This is a genomic window from Natronorubrum daqingense, assembly GCF_001971705.1.
Lineage (GTDB): Archaea > Halobacteriota > Halobacteria > Halobacteriales > Natrialbaceae > Natronorubrum > Natronorubrum daqingense.
Window position 1 is genome coordinate 1029531 of sequence record NZ_CP019327.1, and the last position, 16068, is coordinate 1045598.

The window sequence follows — 16068 nt, forward strand, 5'->3', positions numbered from 1 at the left end:
TGGGTACACTACTCGAGATGACCCGATCACTCGAGGTGGTAGGTGGCGATCTCCTCGCGACCGCAAGTCGGACACGAGGGTGCCGACGTTTGCAACGTCGTTCCGCACTGACGACACTCTTCGATGGTCGTTCGATCCGAATCTCGAGAGAGGACGGCTCGAAGTGATCGGCGGATGCGTGAGTCGCGACCGCCCCGATTCGGCTGACTCTTCCGTGCCATAGTCGCCAGATCGATCGTATCGGGTTTCGTTATACTCTCCATACCCTGAATAACACAATATTTGATGCGGGCGACATCTCGATTGCGTCGGGTGGTCACACCAACTGTTCATCAGGCGGGGTTCGCGAGAGGGTTGAGTGAACGAATCATGGCTGGGTGTATTGAACGATTCCGGCATCACGGGCTACCTGTGACTGAACAAGGCAACACTGACGCCTCGAGTTACTAGTGTGGTCTCGAGCAATTCAGGCTCGAATTCGCTTCTCGAGCGTTAGAAGAGTGCGTCGAGTTCGCCGCCCGTATCGACCAGTGTCGCGAACTCGTCTTCGGCGTTCGCGTGCACGGTTGCCGTGGTCTCTTTCGCTTCGACAGCAACCTGTTGGAGTCGTTTGACACGTGGAACGTCCGTCACTCCCGAGAGGAGAACCACTGCTCCAACGTCCGAGTCGTCCGCCCGCGGATAATCGCCGCCGCGAATTTCCATGCTTCCCGTTTCCTCCTCGAGCCACTGTCGACCGCGTTCGACGCCCTTTCGATTGAGGTGATCCGCCGGCCCCGTGGCGACGACCAATCCGCGGTCTGCACTCCCGACGTCACACGGGAGCGTCAGTCGACCCAGCGTCGCCTTCCGGACGAGACTCGTCATCCGATTGGTGGCGCTTCCCTCGTCGAACTCGTCGTTGCTCCCGGTGAACGACGAAAGCAGTCCGTCGCTGTTCGTTCCGACGGATTCGCTCGCGTAACCGATCGTCGAGACGCCGCCACTCGAGAGCGTGTTGATGATCTCTGAGGAATCGACGACGCTCTCTGCGACCACGTCGCCGTGTGAGACCTCGCCGGAAGCGAACAGGAGGCCGAAGCGTTCGACGATTTCGCGATTGATCCGATCGTAGCCGTCTCCGACGGATTCGCCGGTACTCCGCCAGACGTCGTTGTCGAAGACGAGGAGGTTGTCGACTTCCCGGACGAACGTCTGGAACGAGCGTGCCGCGTTGAGCGTGTAGATCCCGCCCTCGTCCATCGCGGGGAGGAGACCTAGCCCGTAGACGGGTTGGGTGTAGATGGTTCGGAGGTGTTTCGCGAGGACGGGTGCGCCACCCGACCCGGTGCCTCCGCCCAGACCGGCGACGACGAGGAACGCGTCGAGTTCGTGCGTCGGCACCTGATCGATCGCGTGTTGTATCTCGTCGATGTCCGTTTCGGTGACCGCTGCACCGAGTTCGTTGTCCGCGCCGACCCCGTGACCGTTCACTCGCGCCTGTCCGACGAGCACGCGACGATCCTCCGGGACGTTCTCGAGTCCGTGGAGATCCGCCGTCGCCGTATTGACCGCGATGGCGTCCTCGACGAACCCGCCGCCGATCTCGGAATCGTACGCCAGAAATTGATCGACGACCTTTCCACCTGCCTGTCCAAAGCCGATGAGTGCGAGTTTCATGGGTGTATTCGTGGCCGCTACTGAGTCGGGGTCGTTCGACTACTCTGCCGAACGACCGTTTCAGTAGCCGTCTCACAGTTGATCGATCGACAGCCGTTCCTATTGTTATGGATAGAGTATACTCGAATAAACAAAAATAAATACCTCATTACATTCTTTATTTTCTAGATATTGGTCAGTTCGGACTCTCGAGATCAAACTGCGAGATGGAGCAATCCTCTCGAGTGTTCCGCGACACGTCAGCTAATCGTCTCGGCGAAATGTCGATTCGAGAGTAAGTCCTATACGCAACGGTAGCGTACCCTCGCTCGTATGGAAGGGGGCGCGCTGCCGACGACGCGACGAGGGTTCATTGCTGGCGGGAGTGTGGCCGCTGTGAGTTCTCTTGCAGGCTGTTTCGATCGACTCTGGTCCCAAGCGGAAACGACCGGTCCGGATCAGGTGACAATGTCGATCAAAACGGTCCCGGCAGACGACGATCCACTCGCCGCGACCGTTGCGAACCGGCTCCGTGAAAACTTCACCGAGGCCGGGATCGACGCGTCCCATCACCCAATCGCGAAGGCAGAACTCCACCGTGAGGTCCTCCTCGAGCACGATTACGACGTTTTCGTCGTCCGACATCGCGGGTTCGACGAGTACGACTCGCTGTCTGGGTTGTTACATTCGCAGTTCGTCAGCGAGCGGGGGTGGCAGAACCCGTTCCAATTCGCTGACCTCACTGTCGACGACCTCCTCGAACGACAACGCGAGGCGTCGAACGACGACCGCCCGACAGAACTCGTCGATCTCGTCGAGTTCCTGTTGGAAGCAGTGCCCTACACGGTGGTCGCACATCCGTACCGAATCAGCGGCGTCCAGTCCAGTCTCGAGGCTGCGACGCCGCCACGAGACACCCCGAGTTACGTCGACCTCCTCTCAGACGAGAACAACGGATCACTGGATGGTCGGGTAGAGTTGGGCGTTTTTGGAGAAAATTTGACCCAGCGACTGAACCCACTCACCGTCGATCGGAACCGAATCGACGGGGTGTTGGATTTGCTGTACGATCCGTTAGTTCGCCAGTTCGAAGACGACTACGTGCTGTGGCTGGCTGAGGACGTCGAATGGGACGACGATAACGGACTTCGTGCCGACGTCACGCTCCGTGAGGGTCTCGAGTGGCACGACGGTGAACCGATCGACGCGGACGACGTGGCGTTCACGCTCGAACTCATCGAGGATACGTCGCTCGGCGACGCTGAGAGTCCGATTCCTGCTCCAGTCTATCGAGATCAACAACTGCTCGTCGAATCGACTGACGTGTACGCGACAGACTCAATTTCGATATCGTTCGGATCGGTGTCGCGGGACGTCGCCAGACGCGTGTTCACGATACCACTCCTTCCAGAGCACATCTGGGCCGACCGATCGGAAATCATCGCTAATCGCCAGACTGAGGTGCTCGCAAGCGACAACGAGGAACCGATCGGCTCAGGATTGTTCGCGTTCGAAGCGGCGACGGAGGACAACGAAGTCCTTCTCGAACCGTTCGAAGCGCACGTCTTCTCCGAGAGTGGGGACCGACCATCGGTGCTCGAGAACTTCTCACATTTCGGTGGGCTGCGATACAGTATCGTGGCGAACTCGGGAACGATGGTCGACACATTGTTTGACATGGACATCGATATTACGGCGAGCGAACTGCCGCCGGAGTACGTTAGTGACGTTCAGGGAACGAGCGGCGTGACGACGACCAAGGATCCTTCTGACTCGTTTTATATGATTGGATACAACAACCAACACGACGAACTCGCGAATCCGAACTTCCGGCGTATCTGTTCGCGCTTGATCGATCGCGAGACGACCGTCGAAGACGTCTTCAATGACTTTGGGGATCCAGCGACGACACCAGCCGAACTCGTCGGCATGCACAACGCCGACTTCGACGACGATGACGAACTCGACTCGCTCACCCCAGAGGTGTTGAACTTTCCGGGGTCTGCAGGATCGATCGATACCGCTCAGACTCGGTCGCTGTTCGAAGATATCGGGTACAGCTACGACGACGGTGTATTGCTCAAGTAGTTCCGGTCGGTCGCGTGTGGGTGACTGCGTCGTTCTCACTTGCGTTCTCCCGCTCACTGTTGCGTTCTCTTGTTGACTGTCGACAACTCCGCTGGTTGGGGCTACGTCGGTCACTATCCGTCTGTCGACGACGAGCAACTGTTCTACAGTGGAACGTATCGGCCACCCACACCGATACCCATGAAAGAGTTAATGATGCGCAGTCTCTATCTCTACGTAGACCCGAATGGCGCTCCTCTCAGTACTGTTCGAACTCTCGCTCGTCGTGGCGGCGATGCTCGTCACCGGGATACTCGTTATTATCGGTCCCCGAAACCTGATCGATGCGATACGAGACTTCCGATGGCGTCTCGAGGCCTGCCTCTTGCCGGTTATCGCGTTGGCCGCCGTCTTGCTCTTGCGCTGGTCGACACAGGATATCGTGCAGTTACTCGAGCGTCGCGTCCTCCAGAACAATATCACGCCCTACCTCTTCGAGTTCGATCAGACGGTGTTCGGAACGGACCCCGTCGTTATGGTCCAGTCGGTCCAGACGGATCTGGTGACGGCGTTTTTCGTCTTCATCTACATCTACGGCTACGCGTTCTTGTTGTTGTTCCCGTTTCTCGCGTATTTTGCACTCGAGGAGATGGACGACCTCTCGACGCTCATCCTCGCGTTTACCGCGAACTACGCGATCGGGTTGCTCTTCTATACGCTCTTCGTGGCGTATGGACCACGCAACATCGATCCAACCACGTTCGAGCCGTTGTTATACGACGTCTTCCCGCAGTCGGGGGCGCTCACGACCGAAGTGAATCAGAGCACGAACGTTTTCCCGTCGTTGCACACCTCGCTTTCGATGACCGTCTTCTTCCTCGCGTGGGTAACGCGCCGGAAGTATCCGCTGTGGGTTCCGGTCTCCGGTTTCCTCGCGGTCAGCGTCGCGCTTTCGACGATGTACCTGGGAATACACTGGTTCGCTGACGTCGTCGCCGGCACCATCCTCGCACTCGTGAGCGTTTACATCGGCGTCAACTACACTGTCGAGGGCATCGTCGACTCGGTTCGTCGATTCTTCGAGACCCGGTTGGACTCGGTTAGCGGGACTAACGAATAATTCGCGGAATCCGCGCGATCGTCATCAGCAGTGACTCACTCGGCCCAGTGGGCCTCACCGGGTTCCGTCTCGAATATCGCACGCTCGAGGAGGTCGACCGCCTTCTCGAGGCCCTCTCGCGAACTCGTCAGCGAGTCTTCGTGCTCGATGCTGAGCGTGCCGTCGTAGTCGACCATGCGAAGCGTCGAGACGATATCCTTCCAGTGAGATTCGCCGTGTCCGTAGCCGACCGATCGAAAGAGCCACGACCGATTGCGTTCGTCGTCGTAGGCCGTGGTATCGAGCACACCCTTTTCTCGGGCCTGGGCTTGGTAGATTTTCGTGTCCTTCGCGTGGACGTGGTGAATCGCATCCCGTTCGGCGAGGTATCGAATAGCGTCCGTAATCGTGATTCCCTGCCAGTAGAGGTGCGACGGGTCGAAGTTCGCGCCGATTCGCTCGTTCGTCTCGTCGCGGAGTTTCGCCATCCCGTGGGGTTCATAAACCAGCATGTTCGGGTGCATCTCGATCGCGACGTCGACGCCGTGGTCATCCGCGTGTGCAGCGAGGTCTTGCCAGTACGCAGTCGCCTGTTCCCACTGATACTCGAGTGCGCGCTCGTGCTCTGGCGGCCAGGGAGCCGTAATCCAGTTTGGCACCTCGTCGTCGGGACTGCCAGCGGGGAGGCCGGAAAAACAGGTGACGACGTCGACCTCGAGTTGATCGGCGAGGGCGATCGCTTCGCGGAGTTCGGTATCGGCGGCGTCGGCGCGTTCGTCGTCGGGGTGTAACGGATTGTTGTGGGTGGCGAGTGCGCTGATCTCCATTCCGTACTCCTCGAGTTTGGTTCGAACGACCTGTTGTGCGTCCTCGTTATCGAGGTGTTCCGTCCGAGAGAGGTGATCTTCCCCGGGATGGCCGCCGACTCCCGGTTCGATCGCGTCGACGCCGATATCTGAGAGGTACCCGAGTGCCCCCTCGAGCGATTCGTCGGCCAGCGGCGGGGTGTGGACGCCGATATTCATACGAGACGACGGTCGACGGCCGGTAAAATAAAACGATGGCCGGCGATCGAGACGGTCCGTCTCGAGTTACAGTCGAAGCGGGTCGGTTGGTCGTGCTTTTCGCCTCGTCGAGGTGCGTGGCAAGGTTCGCACGAGGGTCGAGACGGGTTTGTACGCGGTGGTATCCGTCGGCGATTTGGCCGCGATAATTTTCCAGAATCCGGGCGAGTGAAACGTCACTTCACACCACCCACCGGCGTCGGTTCTGACCCGCTTCGAACCGGCCTCGACGATCGCACCCTCGACCGGACGGTTGCTCGACGTGACGCGAACGACGACGGGTTCTCCGACGGGGACTTCGTACCTGTTCACCTCGAGAACGAGCGATCGGTTCACGTTCATACTGACGTCTACCACCGTTTGCCCCCAAAAGCGCACACTTGCATGTGACACACGAAAAATCGGAAACCGCTACCGGCACGAACCGACGCTCTCAGTGAGACACCAGTTAGCTGGCACTGAAAGGCAGTGCGCACCCGATCCGACGATGAGTGTGCGATCGGTGCGAAATTTACTCCGCTCGTCACTCCGTCTCTGGCCACGAATCACTCTTCGACGGCGATCGTTTTCCCCGCTTCACTCGAGCGATAGATCGCCTCGATGACCTCCTGGACGGCCAGCGCCTGTTCGATACTGTGTTCAGGCGGGTCGTCACGACGAATACCCTCGAAAAACGCGCGTTGCTCCGCCGAATGGGTGTCGTTCTGGCGCGTTTCGATCGTCGTATTCTCGAGGTGATCCGGGCCTGTCGTACTCGCCGAGTGGATCGACAGATCGCCCTCGAGCAAGTCGAAGCGGGCGGCCGACTCGGTGCCTCGAACCACGAACTCGTGGTTTGCCGGGCGATTCGTCGCCCACGCGACCTCGAGCGAAATCGTTCGATTCCCTGTACACCGAACGAACGCGCTCGCAGAGTCGTCGACGTCGAATCCGGCGGGACCGGCGTCTTCGCCCCACATCTCGAGGTAGGCGTACTCGTCGCTCGCGCCGAACTCACCGCGGGCAACGCCGGTGACCTCCGTGAGATCCGGATAGTCGAGTAAGAACAGCGCGAGGTCGACGGCGTGGACGCCGAGATCGATGAGCGCCCCGCCACCTGCAATCTTGCGTCTGGTGAACCACGATCCTCTCCCCGGGATTCCTCGCCGACGGACGTAGTTCGCCTCGATGTGCGTAATTTCCCCGAGTTCACCGCGATCGATTCGATTGTGGACGATCTGGACCGTGTTCGCGAATCGGTTGTTGAATCCCACCATACAGTGGCCGGCCGACTCATCTGCTGCCGCTGCGATTCGCTCCGCACTCTCGAGAGAGTGAGCGAGTGGTTTCTCCATGAGGACGTGGAGGTCGCGGTCGAAGGCGTCGATGGCGTACGCTTCGTGGTACTTGTTCGGTGTCGTGATGATGACCGCGTCGATTGTATCGTAGAGTTCCTGATGGTCTTCGTAGACGTCCACATCGTATCGGCGTGCGAATCGCGACCGTGCTTCCGGAGCGACGTCCATGCCGCCGACCAGCGGAATACCGAGGTCGACGAGTCGCTCTGCGTGGTACTGGCCGATGTTTCCCAGTCCGATGATTCCTGTTCGTACGTCGTTTCGATCCGGTGTCATTGTCCTAGCCTCGGTGTGGCCGAATCCCTCGATATATTCGATATCGCTATATCAAATTAGGGGCTCGACCCTCTTTGCTCCGTTGGCGACTGTTCATTGGCCCCGTTCGTCGCTCGCCGGTTCAACTATCTGCCTCTCGAGTCGTGGTCCCCGGCTCCCGTTCGGAGTGGTCGACGAGGCCGTGGACGAGTGCGTCACCAGTTTCCGTCTCGAAGAGGTGAATCTTCGATCGATCGAGCACGATGTCTACGTCCTGTTCGACGGACACCTCCGTATCCGGCGTCACGCTCATCAACAGTTGGTCGGACGAGGACGTCGGGTCCTCCGCCATCGACTGCGACGACGTTTCCGCGAGCAACAGATAGACGAACACCTCATCACCCATCGGCTCGAGGACGTCGGTCCGAGCGTCGATTGGTGCCGTCGAGTGGTGGATCGTGTCCGCAAACTCACTGAGGTGGATGTCCTCCGGCCGAACGCCGAGTGTCACTGCGTCGCCAACCGTTACGCCCGAGAGCGTCTCGGAATCGAGACTGATGTGGAAGTTTGGTGTTTGCAGGCCGCTTTCGTCGAGTTCGCCGTCGACGAAGTTCATCGACGGCGAGCCGATGAAGCCCGCCACGAACCGGTTTGCGGGTTCGTTGTAACACTCTAGTGGCGGGGCGATTTGCTGGAGTTTCCCCGCGTTCAAGACGGCGATCCGATCGGACATCGTCATCGCCTCGGCTTGATCGTGCGTGACGTAGATGATCGTCGTCCCCAGTTGTCGGTGAAGCCGTTGGAGCTCCGTCCGCATGTGTACCCGGAGTTTGGCGTCGAGATTCGCCAGCGGTTCGTCCATCAAGAAAACGTCCGGATTGCGAACGATCGCGCGGGCGATCGCCACCCGCTGGCGTTGGCCGCCGGACATCTCGTCGGGCATTCGCTCGAGCATGCCCTCGAGTTGGACGATATCGGCTGCTTGCTCGACGCGGCGGTCGATCTCCTCGTCGTCGTACTTGCGCAGGCGAAGCCCGAAGGAGATGTTCTCGAAGACGTCCATGTGGGGAAAGAGCGCGATGTTCTGGAAGACCATCGCGACGCCGCGATCCTTGGGTGCGAGCGTGGTAACGTCGTCGTCACCGATGTACACCTTCCCGTCCGTGGGTTTCGTCAGGCCGGCGACCGTCTCCATCGTCGTCGACTTTCCACAGCCGGAGGGGCCGACGAATGTGACGAACTCGCCGTCTTCGATGTCGAGACTGACGTCGTCGACTGCCGTGACGTCTTCGTAGCGTTTCGTGACGTTCTCGAGTCGTACTCGTGCCATGGTTGTATCTTGGTTACTCCTTGAGCGCGCCGGCGGTCAGTCCGCTCACGATCTTCTCCTGGGCGATGATCACGAGGATCGCGACCGGAATGACGCCGATGATGCTCGAGGCGGCCATCAGGTGGTACATCACCTCGTACTGGCCCTGATAGCCGAGGATACCCTCGAGAATCGGAGCCCAGTTCTCCGGTTGGCCGTCGGTCATCAGGAACGAGAAGAAGAACTCGTTGTAGACGGCGATGAACGTGAGGACACCCGCGGTCGCGACGCCGGGTGCCGACAGCGGGATGATGACGCGAAACAGCGCGCCGAGGCGAGTCGTCCCTTCGACGCGGGCGGCGTCCTCGAGTCCGTCGGGAATCTGGCTGTAGAACGTCGTCAGGATGAAAATTGCCAGCGGCATGAAGATCGCCGAGAGTGGCAACACCATCGCTCCGGGCGTGTTGTACAGCGAGCCGTCGCCGGTGATCGGCTCGAGGGCGACGAACTGCGTGTTGAACAACTCGTTGAGCGGGATGAAAAACGCGGCTGGCGGGAAGAAGGAAATGACCAGCACGAGCAACATGAGCGGTACTTTCCCCGGGAACTCGAGACGGCCGAAGGCGTAGCCCGCGAGGCTGGCGACGATCAGGACGAAGATGGTCGAGGCCGTCGCGATCACGAAGCTGTTGAAGATGTACCAGTGAAACGGCAATACCTGGAAGACCTCGACGAACGCGCCGGGATTGAATCCGTTGGGCGTGAGGATGATATCTTGTTGTTGCCCTTCCGGCGTGAGCGCGACCATGAGCAACCAGTAGAACGGAAAGAGCGTCGTGAACAGGAAGAAAATCGTCGCGGTGTAGAACATCGCCCGGTACGCCCGCGTCGGGTTCGAAATCGAACTCGCGACCCATCGCTCGAGTGGTCCGCGGTCGAGTTCCGCGTCGTCTTCACCCATCAGCGCGTCGGGCCCCTGAGATTCGGGACGCCCCCCATCGGCTATCCGTTGTGGTGGCGTCTGAGCCGGTTCCGTCCCACGTGCCTCTTCTGACACGGTGTCGGAGGACTGCTCGAGCGGGTCGTCTCCGCCGGTCGGTGAGGTATCGTTCGTCATCAGTAGAGCCCTCCTTGCGTATCCCGGAAGAAGAACACGTACACCGAGATGATCAGGCCGATCACCAGCGCCGTCGCGAACGCGATAGCGGCAGCCGTCGCGAAGATCCGCGTCCCGCCGAACATCGCTTCGACGACGAGACAGGTCAGCGAGGGGACGGTCGTACAGCCGGCCGTCGATTCGATGAGGCCGTAGACGCGCATCGCGTCCATCGTTCGGAACAACATCGCGACTAGCAGTGCCGGCATGACGAGGGGCAGCGTGATTCGCTTGAACCGTTGCCACGGCGACGCGCCGGCGACGCGTGCGACGTCGTAGAGGCTCCGATCGACGCTCTGGAGTCCCGCGAGGATGAGCAGGGCCATGAACGCCGAGGACTTCCAGATGTCGGCGATGAGGATGATGATGAACGAATCCTGACTATCGGCCAGCGGATCTGCCCCGAAGAGACCGAGCCACTGCATCAGGTCGCTGCCGAAGCCGACTTCGGGTTGGAACAATAAGAAGAAGATCATCCCCTGGATCACGATCGGTACCGCCCACGGGAGGATGATCGCGACGCGAACCCACCGCCGGCCTCGGAACTCCTGATCGAGAACGTACGCCTGTCCGAAGCCGATGAGGGTCTCGGCGATGACGCTGATGACGGCGAACGCGAGCGTCACGAACAACGCTTGCTGCAGGAACGGCACGCCGAGTTCGACGAACGGAAACGACGTCGAGACCGTGACGTCGAGGAACTGCCGGGCGAGACGAGCGTTTCCGGTGAGTATGTCGACGTAGTTCTCGACGCCGACGAACTCACCGAGTGGCTCTACACCCCGCGTCTCATCGGAGCGCAACGACATGACGAACGTCTGAATGAGCGGGTAGAACGCGATCAGGGTGAGTAACGCGAACGCCGGGATCAACAGCAAGTAGGCGTACGCGGCCTCGCTCAGATTCTCCATCCAGTTGACGACGGCGTTTCCGCTTCGGTCTCGGTCTCGTTCCCGCCCTTCTTCTCCGCCAATCAACGGGTTCTCGTCGGTATCAGTCGCCATGTTGCTCGGCCACCTCCGATTCGCTTCGCTCGAGTCGCTCGTCCAGATCGTTCATCGCTTCCTCGGGCGATTTTGCGCCTCGATAGGCCGCGTTGATCTCCTGGAAGATGAGCGCCGATTGCTCCGGCCAGACGTCGGTGACCGGCCGTGAAATCGCATTCTCCCCGGCGAGTTGGAGTTGGTCGGTGTACCGTGCGATCGGGCCGATTTCGTCCGGGTCCGCCTCCTCGATGAGGTCGATGTTCGGCGGCAGGAAGCCCTGCAGTTCGAAAATCGTGAGCATGACCTCCTCGTGGGTGAAGGCCTCGAGCACCTCGAGCGCGAGGTCCTCGCGATCGGTGTAGGGACTGAGCGTGAGGTGCCACCCGCCGAGTGCGGCGGCCGTTCCACCGACGCCCTCGTACTCGGCGTCGTCCTCGGAGACCGCGTACGGTTGGGCCATCACGCCGAGATCCTCGCCGAACACCTCATCGTCGCCGGTTTCGGCGATCGAAAACGGCCAGTTTCGATGGGCGACGGCGTCGCCTCCCGCGAACGGCCCGAGTGACTCCTCTTCGGACCACTGAACGATGGCCGAGGGGCTGATCTGGGGGTAGCCCTCGAGTGCGTGTTCGTCGTCCTCGCCGTGGATGAACGCTCGCATCATCCGAATTGCATCCAGAACGCCGTCGTCGGTGACGGTGATCGGTCGCTCGCCGGCGACGAAGAGGTTCTCCGTGCCGCCGAAGTAGCCACCGCCCCAGGTCGTCATCACCTCGTTGAACGAACAACACGCCAGTCCCTCGAACGCGGCCGCCTGCGTGGTGTAGCCGAAGTCGACATTGTGTTCGGACTGCGTCTCGGCGACCGCCTCGGCGAACAACTCCCACGACGGCGGCTCCGTGTCCCACTCCTCCGTGTCGTATCCGGCGTCCTCGACGAGATCCTGTCGGTACAACATCATTCCGAAATCGGGAAACAGCGGAAGTCCGTGGAGGTCCCCCGTCTCCGGGTGCTGGGTCGTCTCGAGTGCTTCCTCGAGATACTCGGATTCGATCTGTTCGACGACGTCGTCCGGAAACGCGTCGGTCAGGTTTCGCGTCTGCCCGCGAAGGATAAACGGAATCGTCCATCCGCTGTCCATCATGTGAATGTCGGGGGGTGCTCGGCCGGCTTGGAGCGTCGATTGCGCTTCTTGCATCCGCTGGACCGAGTCGCTAACGACCGTCTGGAGTTCGACCGTGATATTTTCGTCGAGCCCGGCGTCCCACAGTGCCTGCTGGACCGAGGGTTCCCCCTCTTCCGTGTGGAGAATCTCCTCGAAATCAGTCGCACCGGTCATGACGACGGTTGTTTCGTCTCGTCCACGCCCGAGACAACCGGCCAACGCCGTCGCGGTGAGCGCCGTCGATACTGACGCGGTTCGTACGAACGTCCGGCGTGACACGCCAGCCCGCTGGAATCGTCCGCCAGTCTCGTCTCCCATCCGAACTCAATACACGGCGCTTCAGTGCTTAATTAGTCTGCTTGCATGATTATGCCTACCACAACTAGCGAAACCGATCACCGGAGTAATCCGTCGTTACGCCCCTCGAGAAGTGACGAGAGATCCGAGCGAGGCGCACACGGCCGTTCTGGAGCGATCGTCGGCGAAATTGAGTACTCACGAAGTCCTATCCAGGAATTCGGAGCGAGAAACGGTACGAACGTGAGCCACGAGGCGACGGAAACCCGTCAAGTGACTATCGAGACGCGTTCGAATTCGGGGCCGAGTTCGAACGTCGTCTCACGTTCTGGTTTCGGTTCGGATTCTGGGTCGTGTTCGGTGTTAGTCCTCGAGCGTCGGTGGCTCGTGGCGGCCGATGTGAATCTCGTGAGCTTCGACGTCCTCTAACGCGGCGACGCGACCACCGACGGAGACTTCTTCGCCGTCTTCGGTCTCGAGCGTAAGCGACGCGACTTCTTCGCTCACCTCGAAGGAAACGTCGAGAATGCGACCGCGAACGACACGCGGGCCGCCGACTTCGACGTCTCGACCGTCGATGGTCGCGTAGAACTCCCCGCCCTCGTCGAGGACGTCCTTGACGCACCGACGAATCGAGGCGTACTTGCGCGGGTAGGTGCCGGCAACGCCGTTCTCGGCGAGCGTCTCTTCGGCGGTCGTCCAGAGAACGGTACCGAAGAATCCCGAGACCAGGAAGCCAAGCGCCGACCGATTGAAGATAACGCCGTAACGGTCTTGATCGTCACGTAAGGCGTCCTGTGTCGCATACATCGAGTAGTTCCCGTCTGCAACGGCGACGACCGGCGTCGTAATTCCGCGCCGCGCTCGAACAGTCGTCGCGACCTCGAGGTAGTCGAACTCGTCCGGATCGGGCGCTTCGTTCGCCGGCGTGACGATCAGATCGACGCTCACGCCGTCGTCGATGGCCTCCTTGAGGTCCGCTTCGAACCGCGTGAGGAGCTCCGGCGTCAGCGACACCGAGAGTTCGAACTCTGCGTCGGCGATGACCTCCTCGAGATACCGAAGGATCGTCGAGCGCGATTTGACGAGGGAGACCGCCTCCGTATCGCGTGCGGGTGCCGTGTAGCGTGCTTCGAGTTCGGAGATCATCTCCTCGAGGGAGTCCTGGACGTTCTCGAAGGCGTCTTCCGGGTCGATCGCGACGACCTTCATCGGTCGAGACTCGCGCAGTTCGACCAGTCCGCGGTCGCTCAAACTGCGGACCGTATCGTAGACGCGGGGCTGGGGAATGTCAGTTTGGTCTGCGATTTCGCTTGCCGTCAGTTGTCCCTGCTCTAACACGGTGAGATAGGCATCGATCTCGTATTCTCCGAGGTTGAACCGATCGCCGACCTGCTCGACGGTCGAACGAAGTTCGTCTGAAGCCATATCGATTCGTACGGTCCCGACGGCTAAATGATTTATTATACTCTGAGTAGCACCTCTTTTCGAAATCGGGTAGTCTCGAGAACGATTCGGAATCGTTCTGCCAACATCTCTCAGGACATCGGGACTGTGATAGTCAGAACCCTTAACCACTGCGACCCTGATTTGCTGTCATGCGCGAGGGGTTGTCATGACCGAGAGTGAACTCACCGAGTACGTGCACCAAATCCTTCCGTTCGGTCCGCCGGAGTGGGTCGTTCAGCTCGTACTTGCGATCAGTATCGTCGTCCTCGGCTGGTATCTCTCGAAACTCGTCGTCCAACTCGCCGGTCGAACGATCGCCAGACGAATCGACCGACCGAGCGTTACTCGAACCGTCCTTCGCGGCGTTCGAATCTCGGTTCTGGCCGTCGCGACCATCGTTGCGGCCTGGATTCTCGGCGTTGGCGATACGGAGATCCTCCTCTCGGTGACCGTCATTTCGGCGGTTATCGCCGTCGTCCTCGCACCGCTGGTTGGCAGTCTGATCAACGGCTTCTTCATCCTCGCCGATCAGCCCTACGAAATCGGAGATATGATCGAAATCACCGACGAGGAACACAAAGGCTTCGTCGAAGATATCACGATTCGCTACACCAAAATATTCACCCTCGAGAATACGTTCATCGTTATCCCGAACGCGGAAATCCACGAACGGGACGTCATCAACTACTCCGCTGAAGACGAACGAACTCGCATCTCCATCTCGTTCGAAATTACGTACGAGAGCGACCTCGAGGAAGCACGGCGTCAGGCAGAACGGGCTGCTCGGACCGTCGATACCGTTATCTCTGGCGGGCCGGATATCCGAATTGGAAGCGCCAGATACGCCGCTGCACCGATGTGTACGATCGACGAATACGTCGAAGATGGGATCGCGCTACAACTTCGCTTCTGGATCAAACATCCCTACAAGCAAGCCGTTTCCCGCTCGGACGTCCAAACGGCTGTCTACGACCGATTCGAAGCGTTGGACGTCGAGTTCGCCTACCCACACCGTCACCACGTCTTCGACGACACCAGCGGCGTCGCTCGGACGACAGTCGAGGACGCCCAACAGACACGGTCGAAACCCGATGTCCCGGTTGACGCCCACGACCACGATTCGACCGGTTCTCGTCGAGAACCGGACGACGACAGCGAATGATCTTAGGCCGCCCGCGCTTTCCGCCCACTGGAATCGTGGTAGTCTTTTATCCCATCTTGTCACGAAGTCACGTACTAGCACAGCGATGTACGACGATATTCTCATTCCGACGGACGGGAGCGAAACGACCGACGAAACGCTCGAGCACGGACTTGCTATCGCCGAAGACAACGATGCAACGGTCCACGCGCTGTACGTCGTCGACAGCCGTATCACCGCAGCGGCGACCGAGGAAACTGGGACCGACCTCGAGCACTCACTCGAGGACGAAGGTCGTGAAGCCGTCACTGCCGTCACGGACGCTGCCACAGAACGCGGTCTCGAGACGGCACGCGACGTCCACAAAGGAACGCCGTCGAAAACGATCCTCGAGTACGCAGACGATCACGATATCGACCTGATCGTGATCGGAACGCGCGGCAAGAGTGCGCGAGAAAAAGTGACGTCTCTCGGAAGCGTGTCCGAACGCGTCGTCGACAACGCAGAAATACCGGTTTTCGTCGTCCGAAATGCGGGAACTACTGCGTGAGTCGACGGGTTTCTACTCGCGCGTTACTCTTCAGGCGCGCGCACTCTCGACGGTGATAATCTCGCACTCGAGGTGTGTACGAAGGTATTGGTCGATATTCGGATTGTCGGTGAACCGGCGGAAAATCCGGCGAAGGCGACTCGCCTGTCGACTGCCGATGACGACCGCGTCGGCTTCCTCTGCTGCCACCTCGTCGAGAATGCTCTCCTCGACCAAAAACCCGGTCCGCACGACGTAGCGTACGTTCTCGAGACGTCCGAATTCGCGCTCGACAGCGTTCTTGAGATCAATTCTCGTGACTTTCTTCCCGTTCTGATAGAGATCGACGTGGAGAACCGTCAACGCCGCGTCGCGCTCGCGCGCAACTGAAATTGCGCTCTCGAGCGTTCGACGCGAGTGCTTCGACAGTGGATACCGAACGGGAACCACGACCAGCGACATTATTCACCCGAACGGTTCGCCACCGGGTAAACCTTTCAGTGCGGACAGTCACGGGTGTGCACAATTGTCACGGACTGGCGGACGGTCCGTTTCGGAAACGAGTTTCGAACCTGG

At 59.8% G+C, this 16068-nt stretch carries 15 protein-coding genes; 4 read left to right on the forward strand and 11 right to left on the reverse strand.

Annotation, left to right across the window (positions count from 1 at the left end):
- Window positions 1–26 precede the first annotated feature (26 nt).
- Both BB347_RS05030 and BB347_RS05035 read right to left on the reverse strand, forming a co-directional pair.
- On the reverse strand, window positions 27–221 hold the full coding sequence (locus BB347_RS05030; protein WP_076577786.1) for a hypothetical protein: 195 nt from the start codon (window positions 219–221) through the stop codon (window positions 27–29).
- Window positions 222–492: 271 nt separating this feature from the next.
- Window positions 493–1659, reverse strand: a complete 1167-nt coding sequence (locus BB347_RS05035) for a tubulin/FtsZ family protein (RefSeq protein ID WP_076577784.1) — start codon at window positions 1657–1659, stop codon at window positions 493–495.
- Window positions 1660–2106: 447 nt separating this feature from the next.
- Between BB347_RS05035 and BB347_RS05040 the strand changes: the two genes are divergently transcribed.
- Both BB347_RS05040 and BB347_RS05045 read left to right on the forward strand, forming a co-directional pair.
- Complete coding sequence (locus tag BB347_RS05040; RefSeq protein ID WP_338141541.1) at window positions 2107–3726, forward strand: ABC transporter substrate-binding protein; 1620 nt, start codon at window positions 2107–2109, stop codon at window positions 3724–3726.
- Window positions 3727–3952: 226 nt separating this feature from the next.
- Window positions 3953–4825, forward strand: a complete 873-nt coding sequence (locus BB347_RS05045; protein ID WP_076577780.1) for a phosphatase PAP2 family protein — start codon at window positions 3953–3955, stop codon at window positions 4823–4825.
- A gap of 35 nt (window positions 4826–4860) precedes the next feature.
- Here BB347_RS05045 and BB347_RS05050 read toward each other — a convergent pair whose 3' ends face one another.
- The 8 genes from BB347_RS05050 to trmB all read right to left on the reverse strand — a co-directional run bounded on the left by BB347_RS05050 (window position 4861) and on the right by trmB (window position 13801).
- Window positions 4861–5829, reverse strand: coding sequence for a sugar phosphate isomerase/epimerase family protein (locus BB347_RS05050; protein WP_076577778.1), 969 nt, complete (start codon window positions 5827–5829; stop codon window positions 4861–4863).
- Window positions 5830–5895: 66 nt separating this feature from the next.
- Entirely contained in the window at window positions 5896–6210 is a 315-nt protein-coding gene (locus BB347_RS05055) for a hypothetical protein (protein ID WP_076577776.1), read from the reverse strand.
- Between the two features lie 203 nt (window positions 6211–6413).
- Window positions 6414–7481 carry a Gfo/Idh/MocA family protein gene (locus BB347_RS05060; protein WP_076577774.1) on the reverse strand — a complete coding sequence of 356 codons (1068 nt, stop codon included), beginning with the start codon at window positions 7479–7481 and terminating at the stop codon, window positions 6414–6416.
- Between the two features lie 121 nt (window positions 7482–7602).
- Window positions 7603–8790, reverse strand: coding sequence for an ABC transporter ATP-binding protein (locus BB347_RS05065; protein ID WP_076577772.1), 1188 nt, complete (start codon window positions 8788–8790; stop codon window positions 7603–7605).
- A 13-nt stretch (window positions 8791–8803) separates the two neighbouring features.
- Window positions 8804–9886 (reverse strand): carbohydrate ABC transporter permease, encoded by a 1083-nt coding sequence (locus BB347_RS05070; protein ID WP_076577770.1) that lies wholly within the window; start codon window positions 9884–9886, stop codon window positions 8804–8806.
- Window positions 9886–10929, reverse strand: coding sequence for a carbohydrate ABC transporter permease (locus tag BB347_RS05075; RefSeq protein ID WP_076577768.1), 1044 nt, complete (start codon window positions 10927–10929; stop codon window positions 9886–9888). The genes BB347_RS05070 and BB347_RS05075 overlap by 1 nt, the downstream gene beginning before the upstream one ends.
- Entirely contained in the window at window positions 10919–12394 is a 1476-nt protein-coding gene (locus BB347_RS05080; RefSeq protein ID WP_076577766.1) for an extracellular solute-binding protein, read from the reverse strand. Before BB347_RS05080 ends, BB347_RS05075 begins: the two co-directional genes overlap by 11 nt.
- Window positions 12395–12736: 342 nt before the next feature.
- A complete protein-coding gene (gene trmB / locus BB347_RS05085; RefSeq protein ID WP_076577764.1) occupies window positions 12737–13801 on the reverse strand; it encodes an HTH-type sugar sensing transcriptional regulator TrmB in 1065 nt (354 codons plus the stop codon).
- A gap of 187 nt (window positions 13802–13988) precedes the next feature.
- Here trmB and BB347_RS05090 point away from each other — a divergent pair, with 187 nt between their 5' ends.
- Both BB347_RS05090 and BB347_RS05095 read left to right on the forward strand, forming a co-directional pair.
- Window positions 13989–14984: a mechanosensitive ion channel family protein gene (locus BB347_RS05090; protein ID WP_076577762.1), complete on the forward strand. Its 996-nt coding sequence runs from the start codon at window positions 13989–13991 to the stop codon at window positions 14982–14984.
- A gap of 85 nt (window positions 14985–15069) precedes the next feature.
- The gene (locus BB347_RS05095) at window positions 15070–15513 is read left to right on the forward strand and encodes a universal stress protein (RefSeq protein WP_076577760.1); all 444 of its coding nucleotides are present in this window, start codon (window positions 15070–15072) and stop codon (window positions 15511–15513) included.
- Window positions 15514–15543: 30 nt separating this feature from the next.
- Here BB347_RS05095 and BB347_RS05100 read toward each other — a convergent pair whose 3' ends face one another.
- Window positions 15544–15954, reverse strand: a complete 411-nt coding sequence (locus BB347_RS05100; protein ID WP_076577758.1) for a universal stress protein — start codon at window positions 15952–15954, stop codon at window positions 15544–15546.
- Between the last annotated feature and the right edge of the window lie 114 nt (window positions 15955–16068).

Coding starts and splice junctions, on each gene's coding strand:
- BB347_RS05095 (WP_076577760.1), top strand. CDS start 15,070: ATGTACGACGATATTCTCATTCCGACGGACGGGAGCGAAACGACCGAC.
- BB347_RS05055 (WP_076577776.1), bottom strand. CDS start 6,210: ATGAACGTGAACCGATCGCTCGTTCTCGAGGTGAACAGGTACGAAGTC.
- BB347_RS05035 (WP_076577784.1), bottom strand. CDS start 1,659: ATGAAACTCGCACTCATCGGCTTTGGACAGGCAGGTGGAAAGGTCGTC.
- BB347_RS05075 (WP_076577768.1), bottom strand. CDS start 10,929: ATGGCGACTGATACCGACGAGAACCCGTTGATTGGCGGAGAAGAAGGG.
- BB347_RS05040 (WP_338141541.1), top strand. CDS start 2,107: ATGTCGATCAAAACGGTCCCGGCAGACGACGATCCACTCGCCGCGACC.
- BB347_RS05050 (WP_076577778.1), bottom strand. CDS start 5,829: ATGAATATCGGCGTCCACACCCCGCCGCTGGCCGACGAATCGCTCGAG.
- BB347_RS05030 (WP_076577786.1), bottom strand. CDS start 221: ATGGCACGGAAGAGTCAGCCGAATCGGGGCGGTCGCGACTCACGCATC.
- BB347_RS05065 (WP_076577772.1), bottom strand. CDS start 8,790: ATGGCACGAGTACGACTCGAGAACGTCACGAAACGCTACGAAGACGTC.
- BB347_RS05090 (WP_076577762.1), top strand. CDS start 13,989: ATGACCGAGAGTGAACTCACCGAGTACGTGCACCAAATCCTTCCGTTC.
- BB347_RS05100 (WP_076577758.1), bottom strand. CDS start 15,954: ATGTCGCTGGTCGTGGTTCCCGTTCGGTATCCACTGTCGAAGCACTCG.
- BB347_RS05080 (WP_076577766.1), bottom strand. CDS start 12,394: ATGGGAGACGAGACTGGCGGACGATTCCAGCGGGCTGGCGTGTCACGC.
- trmB (WP_076577764.1), bottom strand. CDS start 13,801: ATGGCTTCAGACGAACTTCGTTCGACCGTCGAGCAGGTCGGCGATCGG.
- BB347_RS05070 (WP_076577770.1), bottom strand. CDS start 9,886: ATGACGAACGATACCTCACCGACCGGCGGAGACGACCCGCTCGAGCAG.
- BB347_RS05060 (WP_076577774.1), bottom strand. CDS start 7,481: ATGACACCGGATCGAAACGACGTACGAACAGGAATCATCGGACTGGGA.
- BB347_RS05045 (WP_076577780.1), top strand. CDS start 3,953: ATGGCGCTCCTCTCAGTACTGTTCGAACTCTCGCTCGTCGTGGCGGCG.